Source organism: Allofournierella massiliensis, from assembly GCF_004345265.1.
Taxonomy (GTDB): domain Bacteria; phylum Bacillota; class Clostridia; order Oscillospirales; family Ruminococcaceae; genus Allofournierella; species Allofournierella massiliensis.
In genome coordinates this window covers 44,658-63,108 of sequence record NZ_SLUM01000015.1, presented here as the reverse complement: position 1 = coordinate 63,108, position 18,451 = coordinate 44,658, and the positions used below count along the sequence as shown (strand labels likewise).

Genomic DNA, 18,451 nt, shown 5'->3' with positions numbered 1-18,451 from the left:
CTTTTCCGGTTATTTGTTCCAGCCTTCCAGCGCCTCGCGCACATAGTCGGTGGTGAGAATCTTCTCCACCGTCTCGTCCACGTTCAGGCGGCGGGTGTTGTGGCTGGTGTAGGCCTCGTCGGCCTCGGTGTGCACCTGACCCTTCACCACGAACTTGTCGTAGTTCAGATCGCGGCCGTCGGCGGAAACCCGGTAGTAGCCGCCCATGTCCTCGCTGCGAATGCGCTCCTCCTTGGTCATCAGGGTCTCGTACAGCTTTTCGCCGTGGCGGGTGCCGATGATCTGGGTGCCGGTGTCGCCGAACAGCTTCTGCACCGCCTTGGCCAGATCGCCGATGGTGGAGGCATCGCTCTTCTGCACGAACAGATCGCCCGGGTTGGCATGCTCGAAGGCGAACTGCACCAGATCCACCGCCTCGTCCAGATTCATCAGGAAACGGGTCATGTCCGGGTCGGTGATGGTGATGGGCTTGCCGGCCTTGATCTGGTCGATGAACAGGGGAATCACGCTGCCGCGGCTGCACATCACGTTGCCATAACGGGTGCAGCAGATAGTGGTGTCCTCCGCCTTCACGGTGCGGGCCTTGGCGCCGATCACCTTTTCCATCATGGCCTTGGAGATACCCATGGCGTTGATGGGGTAGGCGGCCTTGTCGGTGGACAGGCAGACAACCTTCTTTACGCCCGCGTCAATGGCGGCGGTGAGCACGTTGTCGGTGCCGACCACGTTGGTGCGCACGGCCTCCATGGGGAAGAACTCGCAGCTGGGCACCTGCTTCAGGGCCGCGGCGTGGAAGATGTAGTCCACGCCGCGCACCGCGCTGCGCACGCTGTCGATCTCGCGCACGTCGCCGATGTAAAAGCGCAGCTTGCCCGCCAGCTCCGGGTGCTTCTGCTGGATTTCGTGGCGCATGTCGTCCTGCTTTTTCTCATCGCGGGAGAAGATGCGGATCTCGCCGATGTCGCTGGCCAGGAAGTGCTTGAGCACCGTGTTGCCGAAGCTGCCGGTACCGCCGGTGATCAAAAGGGTTTTGTTGGTGAAATAACTGTTTGCCATAAAAAGGCCTCCGTTCTGTTCCTATTGCAAGCCGCGCGGGGCAAAATGCTCATATACGTTATAAGAATACCATAAATATACCTGTTTTCCAAGTATTTCGACCCGGTTTGACGGGCAGAGGAAGGAAAGCGAACCCTTTTTATTTTGTCCGCTTTGTGTTAGAATAAAAGGCAGCATCCGGCCCGCCGTGCGGCGCCGGAAAAGGAAAGGACGTGTTATCATGCGTGCGTATGAACGCTTTTTGAAGTATGTGACCATCTACACCACCTCCGATGAGGAGAGCACAACTCATCCCAGCACTGCCCGCCAGTTTGATCTGGCCCATCTGCTGGTGGCTCAGCTGAAGGAGCTGGGCGTGGCCGACGCCGCGGTGGACGACAAGTGCTATGTGTACGGCACCCTGCCCGCCACCCCCGGCTATGAGGAAAAGCCCGCCCTGGGCTTTGTGTCCCACATGGACACCGCCCCCGCCGCCCCCGGCGAGAACGTAAAGCCCCAGGTGTTTGAAAACTACGACGGCGGCGACGTGCTGTTTGCCGGCACCGGCGAGTATATGACCGTGGAGAAGTTCCCCGAGCTGGCAAACTGGAAGGGCCAGACCCTGATCACCGCCGACGGCACCACCCTGCTGGGGGCGGACGACAAGGCAGGCATTGCCGAGATCATGACCGCGGTGGAGCGCATCCAGAAGGAGAACATCCCTCACGGCAAGATCTGCATCGGCTTTACCCCCGACGAAGAGGTGGGCCAGGGCGCCGACTTCTTTGACGTGGATCGCTTCGGCGCCCAGTTTGCCTACACCGTGGACGGCGGCGACGTGGGCGAGCTGGAGTACCAGAACTTCAACGCCGCCGACGCGGTGGTCACCGTGCACGGCTTCTCGGTGCATCCCGGCAGCGCCAAGGATCTGATGAAGAATGCCCAGACCATCGCCATGGAGTTTGCCGCGGCTCTGCCCGCCGAAGAGGTGCCCGAGCACACCGAGGGCTTTGAGGGCTTCTTCCACCTGTATCAGATGAGCGGCGATGTGACCACCGCCAGGCTGCACTACATCATCCGCGACCACGACGGCGAGAAGTTTGCCGCCCGCAAGGCACTGATGGAGGAAATCACCGCCCGCCTGAACGCCGAGCACGGCGCGGGCACCGTGGTGCTGGAGCTGAAGGACAGCTACTACAACATGGAAGAGAAGGTAAAGCCCCACTTCCATCTGATCGAGAACGCCGAGAAGGCCATCCGCAAGGCCGGCCTGGAGGCGCACATCGTGCCCATCCGCGGCGGCACCGACGGCGCCCGCCTGTCCTTCATGGGTCTGCCCTGCCCGAACCTGGGCACCGGCGGCTTCAACTTCCACGGCCCCTGTGAGTACATCACGGCCGAGAAGATGGACAAGAGCGTGGAGATCATTCTGAACATCATCGCCATTTACGCCGAAAACTAAACCCGCAAAAAGCCCGCCTTTTTTCCGAAAAAGGCGGGCTTTTTTGTGCGCTTTGGGGATTTGGCGGCACACCGGGAAAGAAGCGGACAATTCTGGTTGACAAACCCGGCGGCCGGGTGTATGGTTGAAAACGGCTGCCCGGCTGAACTTGCGGACTTTATTTATTGTATTACCGGGCAGCAAAAACAGAGGAAGGAAAAGAATCAAAATGAAAACCTATCTTGGGGATCTTCGGCGTGAATTCTCCGGCTACAACGGCGCGGCGTTCCTGGCCGACCTGATGGCCGGCCTGACCGTTGCGGCGGTGGCTTTGCCCCTGGCCCTTGCCTTCGGCGTGAGCAGCGGCGCGGACGCGGCCAGCGGCATGATCACCGCCATCGTGGCCGGCATTGTGATTGGCATTCTGGGCGGTGCGTCCTACCAGATCAGCGGCCCCACCGGCGCCATGGCAGCCATTCTCATCGGCATCTCGGCCAAATACGGGGTGCAGGGCGTGCTTACCGCCGGACTGCTCACTGGTGTGATCCTGCTTGTGGCCGCTGTGCTGCGGGTGGGCAAGCTGGTGTCCATCATTCCGGTGCCGGTCATCACCGGCTTTACCTCCGGCATCGCCATCGTGATTGCACTGGGCCAGGTGGATAACTTCTTCGGCACCGTGAGCGAGGGCGAGAATGCCATCCAGAAGCTGCTCTCCTACGGGCGGCTGGGCTTTGCCCCCAATATGCAGGCGGTGATGTTTGCGGTGCTGGCCATGGCGGTGATGATCCTGTGGCCCAAAAAGCTCACCAAATACCTGCCCGGCTCTCTGGTGGCCATCATCGTGGCGGTGGTGCTGAACTTCGTGCTGAATCCTGTGGCCGAAAGTTCCGCCGTGGCTGAGGTGGGCGCCATTCCCCAGAAGCTCATGACGGCGGACAGCCTGCTGCTCAACGGCATTGATATTTCCACCCTGCCCAACCTGATTGCCCCGGCCATCTCCATTGCGGCGCTGGGCATGATCGAGAGCCTTTTGTGCGGCGCGGCCGCCGGCCGAATGAAGGGCGAGCCCCTGAACTCCACCCGTGAGCTGGTGGCCCAGGGCATCGGCAACATCATCATTCCCATTCTGGGCGGCGTGCCCGCCACCGCGGCCATTGCCCGTACCTCCGTTGCCATCAAGAGCGGCGGCCGCACCCGCATGGTCAGCGTGATCCACTCCATCACCCTGATCCTGTCCATGTTCCTGCTGGGCGGCGTGATGGGCCGCATCCCGCTGGCCAGCCTGGCGGGCGTGCTCATGGTTACCGCCTGGCGCATGAACGACTGGCCGGCCATCCGGGAGCTGTTCCGCAAGCGCCTGAAGTCCGCTTCCGCTCAGTTCCTGGTGACCATGGTGGCCACCGTACTGTTCGATCTGGTCATCGCCATTCTGGTGGGCATCGTGGCGGCCATGCTGCTGTTCGTGCTGAAAAGCTGCGATCTGAAGATTGCCGTGAGCGATGTGAAGCGCAAAAACGCTGACGGCACCGATCAGATTCGCACCGACGTGAAGGTGGTCTATCTGACCGGGCCGCTCTTCTTCGGCACCCAGGATCAGCTGACTCAGGCCATGGTCCAGCTGGGCGAGGAGACACACGGCGTGATCTTCTCGGTGCGCGGCGTGCCCTACATCGACGAGAGCGCCATCAGCGAGCTGGAGATCCTGCTGGCGGATCTGCGCGGCCGGGGTATCCGGGTGATGTTCAGCGGCGTGCAGCCCAACGTGAAGCACGAGATGGAGCGCACCGGTTTCGCGGCGGCTCTAGGCGGGGAAAACTTCGCCTGGGATGCCATCGAGGCCATCGAGACCATGGAGCAGCTGCCGCTGGTGGATACCCCGGTGCAGCTCTGATCCAAACAGGCTTTTCATTTTTGATAGAGCAGAGCAGGCGGAGCCGATTGAACTGCCCCAGATTGTGCGGACAGTACAAAAAGAGCCCTTAGTAGGAAAGATTAAGTTTTAAGCGGAGAGGCGTCGCGCCAGCGGCGCCTCTCCAGTTTTTAACTGGATGCGCTCATGGTTGTAAAAGTAAATATAGCAATCAATCAACTCATTGGCCTGCGAAAAGGTAGCCGGCTTGTGACGGTAAATACATTCTGTTTTGAGGATAGAGAAGAAATTCTCCGCCATTGCATTGTCATAGGGGTTTCCACGTCTTGACATAGACGGTGTAATGCCGTATGTTTGAGTTAGCTTAAAATATGCTTGTGAGGCGTACTGAGCACCTTGGTCGCTGTGGAGCTGCAGCTCCACAGCGACTTTCTCTTTCTCTTGCTTCATTGCCAGACGAATGGTGTCCAGAACCAGATTCACCGTTTGTTCCGTTCCGGGTTTGCAGGCCACAATGCTATTGTCATAGAGATCCCGGATCATGGACAGGTACAGCACGCCCTGCCTGGTGTGAATGTAAGAGATGTCCGTTACCCATTTGCTGTTTGGCTTGCTTGCGTGAAAGTCCCTGTTCAATAGATTCTTGTATTTGTGTGCCTGCTGCCCCCTCTGCTGCCATTTTCTGCGACGGCGTATCTCAGAGAGAAGATCATATTTCTTCATAATCCGCAGCACAGTTTTGAGATTGCAGAAAATATCCTGTTTTTCAGCCATAGCCACATCCGCCGATAAACGCAGGTGCGAAAACTGCGTTCCCGTTGCTTTGCAATCACTTCCGCAAGAGCCGCGTCTTGTTCCGGCCTGCCCAGGCGATGGACAAAAGCATAGTAGCTGCTTCTGGACACTCCAAAGAATTTGCACATGACTGCCACTGGATACTCTGTCCTATAACGATAGATGATATGATACTTTACCTTTGCGCTCACTTCCTTTCTGTGAAGCGCAGAAAATCCCGTAGTAGTTTATTTTCCGTGCGAAGCCGTTGGATCTCACAGGCCTGCTCTGCCACAACGTCTCCTGGCGCAGCATCTTTTCTCGGCCGTCCTTTCGGCCGTGGGCGGATTCCGGCTTCCAGTTTTCGTTCTTTACGGCGCTCACGCTCAAGCAGTCTTTTTACCACCTGCTTATCCCGGAAGCCATAGTATTCTGCGACTTCCCGCTGTGTTTTCCCCTCTGCCAACATGGCCTTGATCTCTGGTAAAAGCATTTGAACGTGTGTGTAATTTCGTTTCTTCATGACAAGACCCCCTGATGTAGTCTATTTTCCTACATCAGGGGGTCTTTTGTCACTGTCCGTTTTTACTGAACCTGTTCAGCCATCGGCTTCAGGGGTTCTTTTTGGATTCAGGAGAAAAGAAGCATCAGCTTTCCTCCGGCAGGCCGGTTTCCAGCGCGTTGTTGGTGCGGCCAGGGAAGGGATAGGTGCGGGCCTCATTGGCCGACAGACTTTCCAGCCCATAATAGCGGGCCATGTCCGCGCAGACCCAGTCCTCCGGATCGGTGCGCAGATCCGGCAGGCCGTAGCCGGAGCACCAGCGGGTATAGCATTCGATGGAATAGCTGACCACCTGCGTCTGGCCCTGCTGCTTCAGGCTCAGCAGCTCGGATTCCCGGGTACGGTGCATCATCCAGAAGCTGGCGATGTCATAACCCGCCCACAGAAGCTGGAAGCAGGCCACCAGAGCAAGCCCGGCGGCAGCGCCGCCCAACACGCCGTGCAGCCGGCTGCGGTCCAGCCCAGCCAGCGCAGCTGCACAGGCTGCGGTGAGAAATACAAACACACCGTGGGTGGAGCGCTCATAATACACCGGTGAAAGGATCATGGCAAAATTGGCGCCAAGCCCTGCCGCCAGCAGCGCCAGAGGAAGAAACAGTACCTGCGGGGCGGGCTTTTGCAGCCAGAGCAGCCAGAACAGCACTGCAAAGATCACAAGAAGGGGCAGACCATAATCCCACAGCATGTTCAGTGCGGTGAGAAAACGGGTGGCCAGAATGGTCACCGGGCCGCGGGGGTCCGGTGCGGCATCCTGCCGCTGGTAGTTGCCCGGCGCCAGAATCAGGAGCGCAAAGCCCAACAGCCCGCCTGCAAGGCCGGTGAACATCCACAGAGGAGCTTTCCGCTCCCGGAACAGCTGCCAGAAAAGCGCCAGCACCATCAGCACCAGCAGACCGGCACTGGTGTTCTCGCTGCTCCAGCCGCCCACCAGCCCCGCCACAAAGCAGGCGGGAGCCAGCCAGGGCCGACGGCGCAGCGGGCTGTGCAGCTGCAGCGCAAAGGGCAGCCCGGCAGCCAGACAGAAAAAGCTGGCCCACAGGTAGTTGAAGGAGCCGCACATCCACAGATTGGTCTGGCCGAATACCGGCGAGACCATCCAGAAGCTCAGGAAAATGAACAGCGGCAGCTGGGGATCGGCGGGGGCTTGGCGCCCCTTTGCCGCCAGATAGACCACAAGCGCCAGCCCCACATAAACCAGTGTATTGCACACATTGAACAGCAGCTTTGGCTGGATGGTGAACCACTGATCCAGACTCTTGATGAGGAACCGTCCGCTCCAGGTCATGTAGTGCCAGGTCTGGCTTTGCAGAACGTCCCACAGGCCGGTGAGCCGTTCGCCGGTGCGGTAACTGAAGGCGAAGGTGAAGTCATCGGCCACAAAGGGGGTCAGACAGTTGAAGAGCAGCATCACCGCCGCAGCCGCGGCCACCAGCAGCCAGAAGAGGGTTCGGCTGGCGGGCGGAAAGGAAAAACGGGATCGACGCAAAAAAGCCCTCCTTTTCGATTCGCAAAAACAACGGAACAAACGCACCGATCAGCCCACGCTGATCTTGCCTTCGGGCAGAATATCGAACTTGCCCTGCTCCCGGCGCTGGCTGGCCAGACTGATGGCCAGAGAGACCGGGCCCACACGGCCGATGAACATGGTGATCATGGTGATGATCAGCGCAAGGGGATGCATCTGACCGGTCACACCCACCGAGCAGCCCACCGTGCCGAACGCGCTGACCACCTCATACAGGCAGTCCAGCGGGCTGATGACCTCGCCGCAGTTGAAAAAGACCACCAGAGTGACAAAGATTACCACACCCAGGCTCAGCATGGCGATGCTCAGGGCCTGATAAACGGTTTTCTTGTCAATGCGGCGGCGGAAGATCTGGGCGTCCTCCCGGCCGGTGACCACGCTGGCCACCGTGACCAGAATTACGCTGAAGGTGGTCACCTTGATACCGCCGCCGGTGCCGCCGGGGGCCGCACCGATGAACATGAGCACGCAGAGCATGCACTTGGTGATGGAACTCATGGAGGCCAGATCAATCGTGTTAAAGCCCGCGGTTCGGGCGCTGATGGACTGGAACAGGCTGTTCACGATCTTGTCGCCTGCAGTCATGCCGCCCAGGGTGGCCGGGTTGTTCCATTCCAGGAAGGCGAAGCCCACGGTGCCGCCCACGATCAGCAGGATGGTGCAGAACAGAACCACCTTGGTGTGGATGGACAGATGGTGGGTTTTGCGCCACTGGCCCAGGTCGTGCCAGACCAGAAAGCCCAGACCACCGGCAACGATCAGGAACATAATAATGCCCTGTACATACCAGTCGGAGGCGTAGCCCATCAGGCTCACGTAGCTCTGGGTGCGGCCCAGAATGTCGAAACCGGCGTTGCAGAAGGCGGAGATGGACAGAAAGATTGAGATAAAGATGCCTTCGGCGCCGTACTCCGGAACAAAGACGGGCAGCAGCAGCAAAAAGCCAAGACCTTCAAAGAAGGCGGCCAGTTTCATGACCACCAGCAAAAGACCCCGGGCCTCGGCCACGTTGGAGGTGCCGATGGATTCGCTGGCGAGCTTCATGGAGCGGAAGCCCACCCGCCGGCGCAAAGCCAGCGTGAAGAAGCTGGCCAGCGTAACAAGGCTCAGACCGCCGATCTGGATCAGACAGATTACCACGGTCTGGCCGAACAGAGTGAAGCCCTGGTAGGTGTCCAGCACCACAAGGCCGGTCACACAGGTGGCACTGGTAGCGGTGAAGAAGGCCTGCACCGGCGTAATGCCGTTACGGGTGGCGAAGGGCAGCATGAGCAGCAGCGCACCGGTCACAATCACCACCAGAAAGCTGGAAACGATCAGCCGGGTGGGGGAAAGACTTTCCAGCCGGCGGCGTTTTTTGGGGGGCGGAGCGGTCCGGCTGATCAACCGGCCCAGCTGCGATGTTTGAAAGGAACTGGAATCCTGTTCCACTTTGGTTTTCCTCCTCACAAGCAAACGGCGCCGCTGTCAGGGCGCACGAACGCAATTTTACTTTGTTCTTATAATATACACGTTTGCAGACGGTATTTCAACTTGATTTTGCCCATCCGGCCTGATATAATAACAAAGTATGCACAGCCTTGATGAAAGATCTGGTTCCAAGCCCGTTCCGGCTGCCTGACAGGAGCTTGAACAGGGCAAGCGGCTGTCACCAACCGGGCCCCAATGAAAAGAATGGTGGACTCGCGGTTCCCATGGGGATAACGCTCTCTCCTAAGAAATAGGTTACCTTACGACAAGTGCTGCTAATAAAGTTGTATGTCAGCTTTGTCATAACCGTGGCAAATGGCGGCTGGGTGGGCGAATTTTACGAGAAAAGCCTGCTAAAATTGGGTCTCGGTATGAGGGATCGTCACCTTGGACGAAGCGTGAAAAACCGCATAAAATCAAGGAAAAATCGATATAAGTCTCCGTAGCTCAGTTGGATAGAGCGCGAGCCTCCTAATAATCAGGTCATCAAAGTCCTGGGAGGCGAGTTGCTCCATCCTTGACCATAATAAATTGAATATGTCTCCGTAGCTCAGCTGGATAGAGCACACGCCTCCTAAGCGTGGGGCCGGCAGTTCAAATCTGCCCGGGGACGCCATAAATGCCGTAACTGCAAGAGGTTGCGGCATTTTCCTTTTCTTTTTCTTCTATGGGGATTAGAACGGATTACCTATTTGTCACCGGTTAGGAAGGAAATTCTTTATTCCTATCCGCTCCAATTTCCATTACAGGACTCGAACGATTTTTTGATCAATCTTGAAAAAATCGCTCATTTTGCTAATGAGCACTGCCGCAGCGTTTTGTGTCGTTTCATACCGTCCTGTGTATTTATGCACCAATTAGTTTTTTTGCTAACTGGCTCATAATCTGTTCGCCATACTGCTCAACAAACTTTTTTGTAAAGGCATCCATGAGTTCAGGTTTAGCTGCCAACTGCTTCATCAGAGCTTCAGAATCAGGTTCAGCAGCGGCGCTCTCTGCGCGAAGCCTTTGTTCGACGCCCCGCATATCCGCGTTTGCATAAAAGGCCATTTCAAACTTTTGGGCATTGACTTTTCGATCTTCATCCAGGATGTGCGCGTAAACCTGGGTAACCATGTCGCTTTGTGCATGGCCGGTATCCCCTTGCGTTGCCTTGACATCCCCCTTATTGATTTTCAGCTTATAAGTTGTGCTGGAGTGTCGGAGGGAGTGAAAAACTACATTTGGAAGACCAGCAGATTTTTTCAAACGTTCAAACTGGTTTCCGATAATCCGATCTTCGCAGGGGCGTCCCGTTTCCTGTGCCAAAACCAAGTTGTAGTCAATGTAATCGTCGCCCATAAATTCTTTGAGCTTGTCCTGTTTTTCTTTCCATTCCCGCAAAATATAGGCAAGGGTTCGGGGAATCCAAACTTTACGAATGCTACTTTCGGTTTTGGGCTTTTTCAAAACCAACCGTGTAGAAGACTTTCCACCCATCAAGCGTGGGAATACAAAAAGGATGTCTTTTTCACCAACCGCGTTAATAGCTTTCTGGTCAACACGGGCTAGTTCCTTTTCAATCCAGACGAAAGCGTCATCGCGAGCAATCTCTTCATCTGATATGTGAACACAGTCCCAGGTCAGTCCAGTTATTTCGCCCATTCGCATGGAGCAGGCAAAAGCCAGATTGATTGCAACATACAGTTTTCCGTCTGAACAGTGGTTGAGCGCATCCCGGATTATATCAGCGGTCCAGATAGCCCTTACTTTTTTCTCCCGCTTGGGCAATATTGCATCCTCAAATGGATTTTTCCCAACGATGTCCCAGCGGACAGCCTGATGGAACGCACACCGCATCAGCTTAACAATTTTTTCAATGGTGCAGGGTGTGACAAATTCTGTTCTGGCGTGTCTGTATGGAGTTTCAACGGGAGCTGTTTTCTGCAGTTTCTGGATGAACTGATCCACTGACCTGCGATTGATGTCCTGAACAATTTCATTTCCAATCAATGGGTTAATATAATTGTCGATCAAGCCATTATTTGAAGCATAAACAGACAATCCCCATCTTTTTGTTCCATATAGTTCAACAAAATCTTTCAGGAATTCTTTTACAGTCAGTTCGCTGGGAGGAATAAATGTGCCGTTGTTGATTTCGTTTTCAACTGCTGCTTTTCGTTTCAGTGCCTCTTTTTTGGTTGTGAAAGTTTCCCACTTTTGTTTCTTTTCACCTTTCGAGTCATCATAGGTGTAGACAACAGCGTATCTCTTTCCTCGTTTCTGTATTGATGCCATAGTTGTAGGCTCCTTTCCAAATCAATCGGAACCGTCAAGCCATTCGTCAAAGGACTTTTTGGAGATCCTTAATTTGGTTCCTATGCGCACGGATTTAAAAGCTCCGCTGGCACACAGGTTATAGATGGAGCGTTTGCTGACGCCCAAGATCTCAGCAGCCTCTGAAACAGAATAGCTTCGTTTTTCTGCGTTATTCCGATCTGTGTTTTCAAGAAATTGTTTATCAGCCACGATATGCCTCCTTTCTGTGTGGCCGACAAAGAAGCCTACGATTCCCTACATATATCATATACGCTTTCCCTGCCGCCACATCAACAAAAAAGTAAAAAAACAAGGCGTTCGAGTCCAAAATATTTAATTGAGCTGCTCCAGGTCATTTCCTGCGCCGGGCTTTCCGCCGCGTATTACCAGGGCCTGCTATGCAGTATTTCAACCGTGGGTGAGCTGACAAGCCTTCGCACACTATCCGCGCTCCCTGTATAACCCCTGAAACAGAGTTATTCTTTTTTCAAAGTACAAAAGGCGTGCAGACCAACAGGAAAACCGTGTCATGTCTGTACACCCTTATAAATAGTGGACCGGAGCTGAATTTCTGCACTTTTTTGATTTTAAGGCAAAAAATTTTTGAAGTATGGTTTCTCCATCCGGCAAGGCACAATATATAGAAATATCCTGTTGACTAAATCAATATATTGTGTTATAGTGGTTTTGTAATTGATTTTTGTGCGTTTCCCTTGTGGGATACAGACCAAGTTTCTGTACCGCAGGCCGTTGGCCCGCATTGCACACGCGGTTAAGATTGTATTTGTGCCAGTAGTATTGCTGTGCCCTTTGGGGCCGGTGTATTACTGGCTTTTTTTATTTTTCGGGGTTTTGCCCTACCAGCGAGGATGACATTGGTTCATAGGCAGCTATGGACGACAGGCGTTTCGCCCTTTGTCAGTCTCGCTTTTTTGCGCCCAAATGCCGGAAACGGCTTTGAGGATATATCAAAACTTACAGAAAGGAAGGATGCACATGAAGGCGAAAAAGAAAAGGCAGGAGTCTGTGGCCAAAAAGAAACAGACGGCGGAGAGCTGGCAGCAGTATCAGAAACCGTCCAAGTCCATCGGGGTCTGCAATCCGATGATTCGAGTACACGCTGTTCCCCGTCGAGCCCGGAGGGGGTGTTGAAGATGTCGTTGAGCAATGTGTCTGCTGAGGACCATGGCAGGCCCAGGGTATTGGTGGAAACGGCGAGCCTGTCCGAAGAAGAATGGCTTGCATACCGCAGAAAAGGTATCGGCGGCAGTGATGTAGCGGCTCTGTTGGGGATCTCACCTTGGCGGACTGCAAGAGACCTCTACTTTGACAAGCTGAATATCGTGGCAGTCGAAAACAATGAAGACAACTGGGTTGCCTTAGAGATGGGACACCTGTTGGAGCCGTTGGTAGCAAAGATATTCCAACACCGCACAGGGTACGAGGTATATCAGGTCAAAAAAATGTTTCAGCATCCGCAGTACCCGTGGATGCTGGCCGATGTGGATTATTTTGTAAAATTGCCGGATGGCAGTACCGCTATCCTGGAGATCAAAACCACAAACTACAACGCCAAAGACAACTGGTGGCTGGATGGCGAAGAAACTGTTCCGGTTTACTACGAATCTCAGGGGCGGCATTACATGGCCGTCATGGATGTGGATCGCTGCTTTTTCTGCTGCCTGTATGGCAACAACGAAGATGAGACCATTATCCGGGAGATCCGGCGGGATGCTGCTTATGAGGACGAGATGATTTTCCTGGAACAGAATTTTTGGGAGAACCATGTCCTTACCAGAACACCTCCGCCCTATACCGAGGATGGCGACTTGGTGATTGAAAGCGTGCGGCGGCATACGGGTCCCGCAGACCGGGACGCCCCCACTGTAACATTTGATCTGAGTCTGACGGCCAAGCTGATGCGCTATTTGCAGCTCCAGGAGCTGAAAAAATGTGCAGAGGCAGACAGAAAAGAAATTGAGGAAGATATGAAGCGGCTGAAGGCCGCGTTGGTTGCAAACATGGGAAAGAGCTGCATGGCGGTGTGTCAGCAGGATGGAGTGAACTATATCGTCACTTACAATCCGGTAAAAACACCCGGAATTGATAAAAACAATCTGCAGCGGCTGAAACGGGATCACCCGGATATCTATGAGCAGTATGTGACTGTTTCAGAGTTTCGGCGTTTCAATGTGAAGATTGATACCAAGTCAGCATAAGAAGGAGGGAAAAATTTGATCCATAAAGGAACTTATGATGGGACGATCTACCACAATCCCGCAAACAAGTTCTGTATCATCAGCGTAAAGACAGCAGATCAGGATGTGCCACAGGAAGCCCGGTCTACGCGCCGGTACAAGGATCACCTGATCCGGTTTGTGGCGACCGGCTATGAGCTGCCCCGCACGGACGCGGTAGAGCTGGAGCTGGATGGCGAATGGAAAAAAGGAAAGTACGGGATGCAGCTTCAGGTGGAGCAGTGGCATGAGATCGTTCCGCGGACCAAGAGCGGCGTAGAAGGTTATCTGGCCTCTGGACTTATCAAAGGCATCGGGCCGGCGACTGCCGCACAGATCGTTTCGCGGTTTGGTGTGGAAACGCTGGACATCCTGCAAAACCATCCGGAGCGTCTGCTGGAAATCAAGGGCATTACGGAGGGAAAGCTGGAGGATATTAAGACCTCGTATGCGGAGAGCCGTATGCTGCAGGATTTGATGACCCTGCTCTCCCCGTTTAAGATCACGCCAAAGACAGCCCAGAAAATCTATCAGTATTTTGGCCCGGCCAGTGTGGATATCTTGAAAAAGAGTCCATTCGAGCTTTGTCAGGTGTCCGGCTTCGGCTTTTTGAGGGTAGACGCCATCGTCCAGAAAAATGGAGGCGACCTGCACGACCCTATGCGTATCAAAGGCGCGCTGTTTTGGGCGCTGGAGGACAGCAAAGGCAGTAAGGGGCATTTGTTTTTGACTAGCGAAGTTCTGCGCAAAGAGGCACTCCGGGTGCTGAACGCAAAGATCCCCATCCCGTCGCTTCGGCTCCATGAGCAGGAAGTTATTGATGTGCTTCAAAATATGGTCCTGCACGGTGAGATAGTTTCCGTCAATGAGAAGATCTATCTGCCTCGTGTGTTCGCGCAGGAGGACGAAACCGCCCGGCGAATCGCTATGCGTGTGGTGGAGCTGTCCACTCCGGAGAGGATCGAACAGATTTTGGAGCGGGTCAAGCAGGAAATGGGGCTGGCGCTGTCTTCTAAACAGGAGGCGGCAGTCCATGCAGCCTACCGCCATAATCTTTCCATCATCACAGGCTCTCCGGGTACCGGTAAAACGACGGTGCTGAAAACGATTTTGGAGGTCTACCGCCGCCTGCATCCCAATGGTGAGATCGTCCTGATGGCGCCGACTGGGCGTGCCAGCCGTCGAATGGCGGAAAGCACTGGGGTTGATAAAGCACGGACGCTGCACAGCGGATTGGGCCTTGCCAGCGAAGAGGAAGATGTCAGACGCAGCAACAATCAGGAACCGCTTTCAGCCGACCTGATTATCGTGGACGAGTTTTCCATGGTGGATATGTGGCTGGCAAATAAATTTTTCTCCCGCATCAAGGAGGGGGCACGGATTGTCCTTGTTGGCGACCCGGACCAGCTCCCCAGTGTGGGCGCCGGAAATGTGTTCCGTGAACTGATCGACTGCGGCCTTATCACTGTGACGGTGTTAGACCAGATCTTCCGTCAGTCAAAGGATAGCTTGATCGCCTACAATGCCAAATTTATCAATGAAGGCAACACCAAGCTGTATTACGGCCAGGATTTCATTTTCATGGCAAGCGATAACCAGACGGAGGCCGCTGAAAGAATCGTGTCCCGCTATTGTCGGGAAATCGAGGAAAGCGGCATTGACCGGGTGCAGATTCTGTCGCCTTTCCGCTCGGAGGGCGCGGCATCGGCGGAACAGCTCAACGAAGCCATCCGCGAAGTGGTCAACCCGTTTCGTTCCGCCGAGGAAGAAATCAAAGTCGGTGTCAAAGTGTTCAGGGTCAACGACCGGATCATGCAGACAAAAAACACGGCCAAGGTATCCAATGGCGACCTGGGGTTCATCCGCTATATCAGAAATGATGAGAAGGGTGCTCATGTCGGCCTTGACTTTGGCGCAGGGCGGGAGATGGAGTACAGCATAGAGGATATGGTCAATCTGGACCTCGCTTATGCCACCACGATCCACAAGGCGATGGGCAGCGAGTATGAAACGGTCATCATGCCTCTTTTGAAAGCACATACTGTCATGCTGTACCGGAATCTGCTCTACACCGGTATCACCCGTGCCAAAAAGCGCGTGATACTCATAGGTCAAAAGCAGGTGCTGTTTATGGCGATCCACCGCAATGAGATCGGCAAGCGCAACACGCTTCTGGGTGAGCGCATCCGTCTGTACTATAAGGCGTATGCCCGGCGGGCAGGTATCCCTATTCCGGCGGCCATAGAAAAAGAATTGAAGCACGCAGGTTAAAAATGTGGCGCAAGGTGCAGAAAAAAGCCCGGCGTCCCCAATTTATTACACAGGAAGGAGAATTGTGAAGATGAACGACAGCAACAATGCCAAAACGATGTATGAAACTATCCCCGCAGCCGCAGAGCTGAACAAAGTGCCGGGGTTTGACCCGCTCAAATTCCTCCGGCGCGCCGGCAACTCCATGAAGTTGGATCTGCCCTACCAGAAACTCTGGTTCCGTATGGCGCATCCCAATGGGCGTATGCGTGTGACGGCAATGCGGATCACCGACCAGATGGCGATTTTCGAGGCCAAGGTATTCATGGACCGCAGCGATGCGGAGCCGTTCAGCATGAGTGTTGTCCAGCAGACTAAGCAGGACAATAAGGACTTTGTGAAGGCCGCCCAGAACGAGGCGCTGAGCCAGGCCCTTTCGGACGCCGGATTCGGTATTCAGCTTGTGAGTGCTGATGTACAGGCGACTGGGGGACCGGAAAGTGAAGCAGCGCCTGCAGTCAAAGCTGGTATGCCCCCTGTTACTCCCACAGTGAAGACTACACCGCCGGAAAAGGCCGTCAGAGGCGCTCAGAAGGCCGATGGCGCGCCGGAGGGGAATTACCCGCCGGGCAGCGTTGTGACGCCGCACGAGGCGTCTGAGCCTGTCCACGCAGGTGTATCTCCCAATGCCACAGTATTGGGTGCCGGAGAAACGGCGATGAAGGAGCAGCTGCCGGTAGAAACTGGCCGGGAGGCTGATGTGCTTCCTGCTGATATGGCGAACAGACCGGACGATGCGGGCGCCGCTGGTGAAGCGGATCAACTGCCTGTCAGCACGCCGGGAACCGAATTGCCGGTCCAGCAAGCGGAAGCGGCTCCGTCTGCCGCCGAGAAAACGCAGGAGCTCCCGGAAAACGGAGCTGTGCATGTGGCGGCTGCGTACACCAAGGACACGCCTGTGGAGGAGATCCTGAAGGCAATGTCGCTGGAGCAGGCGCAGCAGGTCGTTGTTGACAGCGGCGTCTGCCGGGGGATGACCATCGCGGAGGTGGCGAAGAAGAGGCCTGTCAATCTGCGGTTCTATCTGACTCCCGGCAACAAGAGCAAGGATAACATCGTGCGGGCCGCGGCTCAGCTGGTCCTCGATTCACTTCAGAAGGCCAGTTGATATGGAACCCCAGCGCGGGCATGAAGGGAGGAATGACAGATGGGCTCATACCCGGATGAATTTCCTTTTGGCATCATGGAAGTTGTCAATCTGCTGAATCTGCGCATTAGGCGCCAACAAGCGAACAGTGTTTATGTGGACTGTCCGTTTTGCGGTGACCGCCGGGGCAAGATGAATGTTAATTTTCAAAAAAATGTCTGGCGGTGCAACTATTGCGGGAAATATGGCGGGATGTTGGCTCTGTATGCTGAATTCAACCATACGACTACCTCTGATGCCTACTGGGAGATCGCAGAAGCTCTGTGTGACAATATCCAGGAGGAACACGCACGCTCCGGGAATGGCGCTCATCAGCAGCCGGCCAGCACCGGGTCCCCACCCTTGGGGACCCGGACGGCCGCTGCCGCTCATTCTTTTTCCGAGCGAGAAATGGTACCACAGTCAGATAAGGCCAGCCCAGCGGAGATCCATCAAACGCTGTCCCTGCTGCTGTCCCAGCTTTCTCTGCGGCCAGCGCACCGGGAACATCTGCGTTCTCCAAAACGTGGATTATCGGATAAGCAGATCGACGCGCTGGGCTTTAAGAGCACCCCGCCGCCTTTCCTGTGCCGCTCTATAACAGACCGGCTGATCAGGCAGGGCTGCAAGGTGCAGGGAGTGCCAGGATTCTATCGGGACGATAATGGACACTGGACCATGGCGTTCTACAAAAAGACAGCCGGCATACTGATCCCCGCCATCGGTTTTGATGGCAGGATACAGGGATTTCAGATCATGCTGGATGTCCCGCTGAAGAACAAAGATGACCCACCGGAAAAAACAGGCGCCAAATATATCTGGTTTTCATCCTCTTCAAAAAGAGATGGAGCAGGTTCAGGCAGTCCGGTACATCTGGTAGGCGACTCATCTGCCCGTGTGGTCTATGTGATCGAAGGGCTGTTGAAGGCCGACATCTCCCACTGCCTGACTGGGCGTACTTTCGCTGCGATTGCCGGAGCCAACAATACCGGTCCGCTGGACGCGTTGTTTGCTATCCTGGCGCAGAACGGCACGGAAGAAATCATTGAAGCCCACGATATGGACAAGTACAACAATAACATGACCATGGCGGGAGCATCGAAGATTTACTTGACAGCTCGAAAGCACGGCATGAACTGCCGGCGGCTGACCTGGAATCCCAACTACAAAGGATTCGATGACTGGCAGCTGGCTCTGCGCCGCGAAAACCAATGGCAAAGAGAAATTGAAAAGCTGAGCTTCAAGGAGCAGTATCTGTGCGGCCTGTGCGAGCTGGCCCACATTGAGGACTGCACTGAGCAGTGGCAGCATCGGGCTGAACAGAATGTCAGTCTGACGGAGTACCTGGGGCTGACGCAAGAAGAACATGAGATTTTTCTGCGCTGTGGCCGGGATACCCTCGCTGGACTGCTGGAACCTCAGCGGAGAAAGCAGAGATTTGTGCTCTATCAGCTCCAACTGGACGAACAGAAAGCGATCCCGTTTGCATTCAAGGACATTACAGCGTTAGAAGATGCCGGCTATGAGCAGCCTCCTGCGGCACTGTATTATGTGGCGGGAGCGGGCGAGATTTATTGCCCGGCTGGACAAGCCGATGACGCGCTTTTGAAGCGCCTGTTTGCCGACTGCCGGGAGCATCTGCCTGAAGGCTGCCGTGGGCGTCCGATGACTCTTTCCGATGTGGTAGAGCTGGATCACGGCGCCAGACGGGACTATTACTATGTAAATGGACAAGAGCAGTTTAAGCGGGTAAAGTTCTCACCGATGCTTGCGAAAAAGGCATGATGAGAGAAGCGTAGGAGA

General features: G+C 55.0%; 13 protein-coding genes and 1 tRNA gene. 7 read left to right on the top strand and 7 right to left on the bottom strand.

Translation table 11 applies throughout. The features are described from left to right. Positions 1 to 9: 9 nt before the first annotated feature. Positions 10 to 1,056 (bottom strand): polysaccharide biosynthesis protein, encoded by a 1,047-nt coding sequence (locus EDD77_RS09965; protein ID WP_058965373.1) that lies wholly within the window; start codon positions 1,054 to 1,056, stop codon positions 10 to 12. 220 nt (positions 1,057 to 1,276) lie between these two features. On the opposite strand from EDD77_RS09965, the gene pepT reads away from it, so the two are divergent. Together pepT and EDD77_RS09955 are read left to right on the top strand one after the other, a co-directional pair. Further along, a complete protein-coding gene (pepT, locus tag EDD77_RS09960) occupies positions 1,277 to 2,497 on the top strand; it encodes a peptidase T (protein WP_058965374.1) in 1,221 nt (406 codons plus the stop codon). A 208-nt stretch (positions 2,498 to 2,705) separates the two neighbouring features. Continuing rightward, entirely contained in the window at positions 2,706 to 4,367 is a 1,662-nt protein-coding gene (locus EDD77_RS09955; protein ID WP_058965375.1) for a SulP family inorganic anion transporter, read from the top strand. A gap of 108 nt (positions 4,368 to 4,475) precedes the next feature. Here the strand turns inward: EDD77_RS09955 and EDD77_RS09950 are convergent, their stop codons facing one another. The 4 genes from EDD77_RS09950 to EDD77_RS09935 form a co-directional block, all read right to left on the bottom strand. Further along, complete coding sequence (locus EDD77_RS09950) at positions 4,476 to 5,120, bottom strand: IS3 family transposase (RefSeq protein ID WP_132587383.1); 645 nt, start codon at positions 5,118 to 5,120, stop codon at positions 4,476 to 4,478. Positions 5,121 to 5,328: 208 nt separating this feature from the next. Further along, on the bottom strand, positions 5,329 to 5,643 hold the full coding sequence (locus tag EDD77_RS09945) for a hypothetical protein (protein ID WP_058965376.1): 315 nt from the start codon (positions 5,641 to 5,643) through the stop codon (positions 5,329 to 5,331). A gap of 124 nt (positions 5,644 to 5,767) precedes the next feature. Beyond that, positions 5,768 to 7,168, bottom strand: a complete 1,401-nt coding sequence (locus EDD77_RS09940) for a DUF3329 domain-containing protein (protein WP_058965377.1) — start codon at positions 7,166 to 7,168, stop codon at positions 5,768 to 5,770. 48 nt (positions 7,169 to 7,216) lie between these two features. Further along, positions 7,217 to 8,638 (bottom strand): TrkH family potassium uptake protein, encoded by a 1,422-nt coding sequence (locus EDD77_RS09935; protein ID WP_242868414.1) that lies wholly within the window; start codon positions 8,636 to 8,638, stop codon positions 7,217 to 7,219. 578 nt (positions 8,639 to 9,216) lie between these two features. Between EDD77_RS09935 and EDD77_RS09930 the strand changes: the two genes are divergently transcribed. Next, a tRNA-Arg gene (locus EDD77_RS09930) sits at positions 9,217 to 9,293 on the top strand. 230 nt (positions 9,294 to 9,523) lie between these two features. Here EDD77_RS09930 and EDD77_RS09925 read toward each other — a convergent pair. Both EDD77_RS09925 and EDD77_RS09920 read right to left on the bottom strand, forming a co-directional pair. Then, entirely contained in the window at positions 9,524 to 10,954 is a 1,431-nt protein-coding gene (locus EDD77_RS09925; protein ID WP_050005237.1) for a site-specific integrase, read from the bottom strand. Positions 10,955 to 10,975: 21 nt separating this feature from the next. Further along, complete coding sequence (locus tag EDD77_RS09920) at positions 10,976 to 11,185, bottom strand: helix-turn-helix domain-containing protein (RefSeq protein WP_082052181.1); 210 nt, start codon at positions 11,183 to 11,185, stop codon at positions 10,976 to 10,978. A 659-nt stretch (positions 11,186 to 11,844) separates the two neighbouring features. On the opposite strand from EDD77_RS09920, the gene EDD77_RS09915 reads away from it, so the two are divergent. The 4 genes from EDD77_RS09915 (at position 11,845) to EDD77_RS09900 (ending at position 18,433) form a co-directional block, all read left to right on the top strand. After that, complete coding sequence (locus tag EDD77_RS09915) at positions 11,845 to 13,194, top strand: YqaJ viral recombinase family nuclease (RefSeq protein WP_394326284.1); 1,350 nt, start codon at positions 11,845 to 11,847, stop codon at positions 13,192 to 13,194. Positions 13,195 to 13,209: 15 nt separating this feature from the next. Then, positions 13,210 to 15,483: an SF1B family DNA helicase RecD2 gene (recD2, locus tag EDD77_RS09910; RefSeq protein WP_058965379.1), complete on the top strand. Its 2,274-nt coding sequence runs from the start codon at positions 13,210 to 13,212 to the stop codon at positions 15,481 to 15,483. A gap of 70 nt (positions 15,484 to 15,553) precedes the next feature. After that, positions 15,554 to 16,630 carry a hypothetical protein gene (locus tag EDD77_RS09905; RefSeq protein ID WP_058965380.1) on the top strand — a complete coding sequence of 359 codons (1,077 nt, stop codon included), beginning with the start codon at positions 15,554 to 15,556 and terminating at the stop codon, positions 16,628 to 16,630. A gap of 39 nt (positions 16,631 to 16,669) precedes the next feature. After that, positions 16,670 to 18,433 carry a YodL domain-containing protein gene (locus tag EDD77_RS09900; protein ID WP_058965381.1) on the top strand — a complete coding sequence of 588 codons (1,764 nt, stop codon included), beginning with the start codon at positions 16,670 to 16,672 and terminating at the stop codon, positions 18,431 to 18,433. The last annotated feature ends 18 nt before the right edge of the window (positions 18,434 to 18,451 follow it).

Excerpts from the sequence above, each read along its gene's own strand:
- EDD77_RS09950 (WP_132587383.1), bottom strand. The coding sequence starts at position 5,120 with ATGGCTGAAAAACAGGATATTTTCTGCAATCTCAAAACTGTGCTGCGG.
- EDD77_RS09905 (WP_058965380.1), top strand. The coding sequence starts at position 15,554 with ATGAACGACAGCAACAATGCCAAAACGATGTATGAAACTATCCCCGCA.
- EDD77_RS09965 (WP_058965373.1), bottom strand. The coding sequence starts at position 1,056 with ATGGCAAACAGTTATTTCACCAACAAAACCCTTTTGATCACCGGCGGT.
- EDD77_RS09915 (WP_394326284.1), top strand. The coding sequence starts at position 11,845 with ATGACATTGGTTCATAGGCAGCTATGGACGACAGGCGTTTCGCCCTTT.
- pepT (WP_058965374.1), top strand. The coding sequence starts at position 1,277 with ATGCGTGCGTATGAACGCTTTTTGAAGTATGTGACCATCTACACCACC.
- EDD77_RS09925 (WP_050005237.1), bottom strand. The coding sequence starts at position 10,954 with ATGGCATCAATACAGAAACGAGGAAAGAGATACGCTGTTGTCTACACC.
- EDD77_RS09945 (WP_058965376.1), bottom strand. The coding sequence starts at position 5,643 with ATGAAGAAACGAAATTACACACACGTTCAAATGCTTTTACCAGAGATC.
- EDD77_RS09900 (WP_058965381.1), top strand. The coding sequence starts at position 16,670 with ATGGGCTCATACCCGGATGAATTTCCTTTTGGCATCATGGAAGTTGTC.
- EDD77_RS09955 (WP_058965375.1), top strand. The coding sequence starts at position 2,706 with ATGAAAACCTATCTTGGGGATCTTCGGCGTGAATTCTCCGGCTACAAC.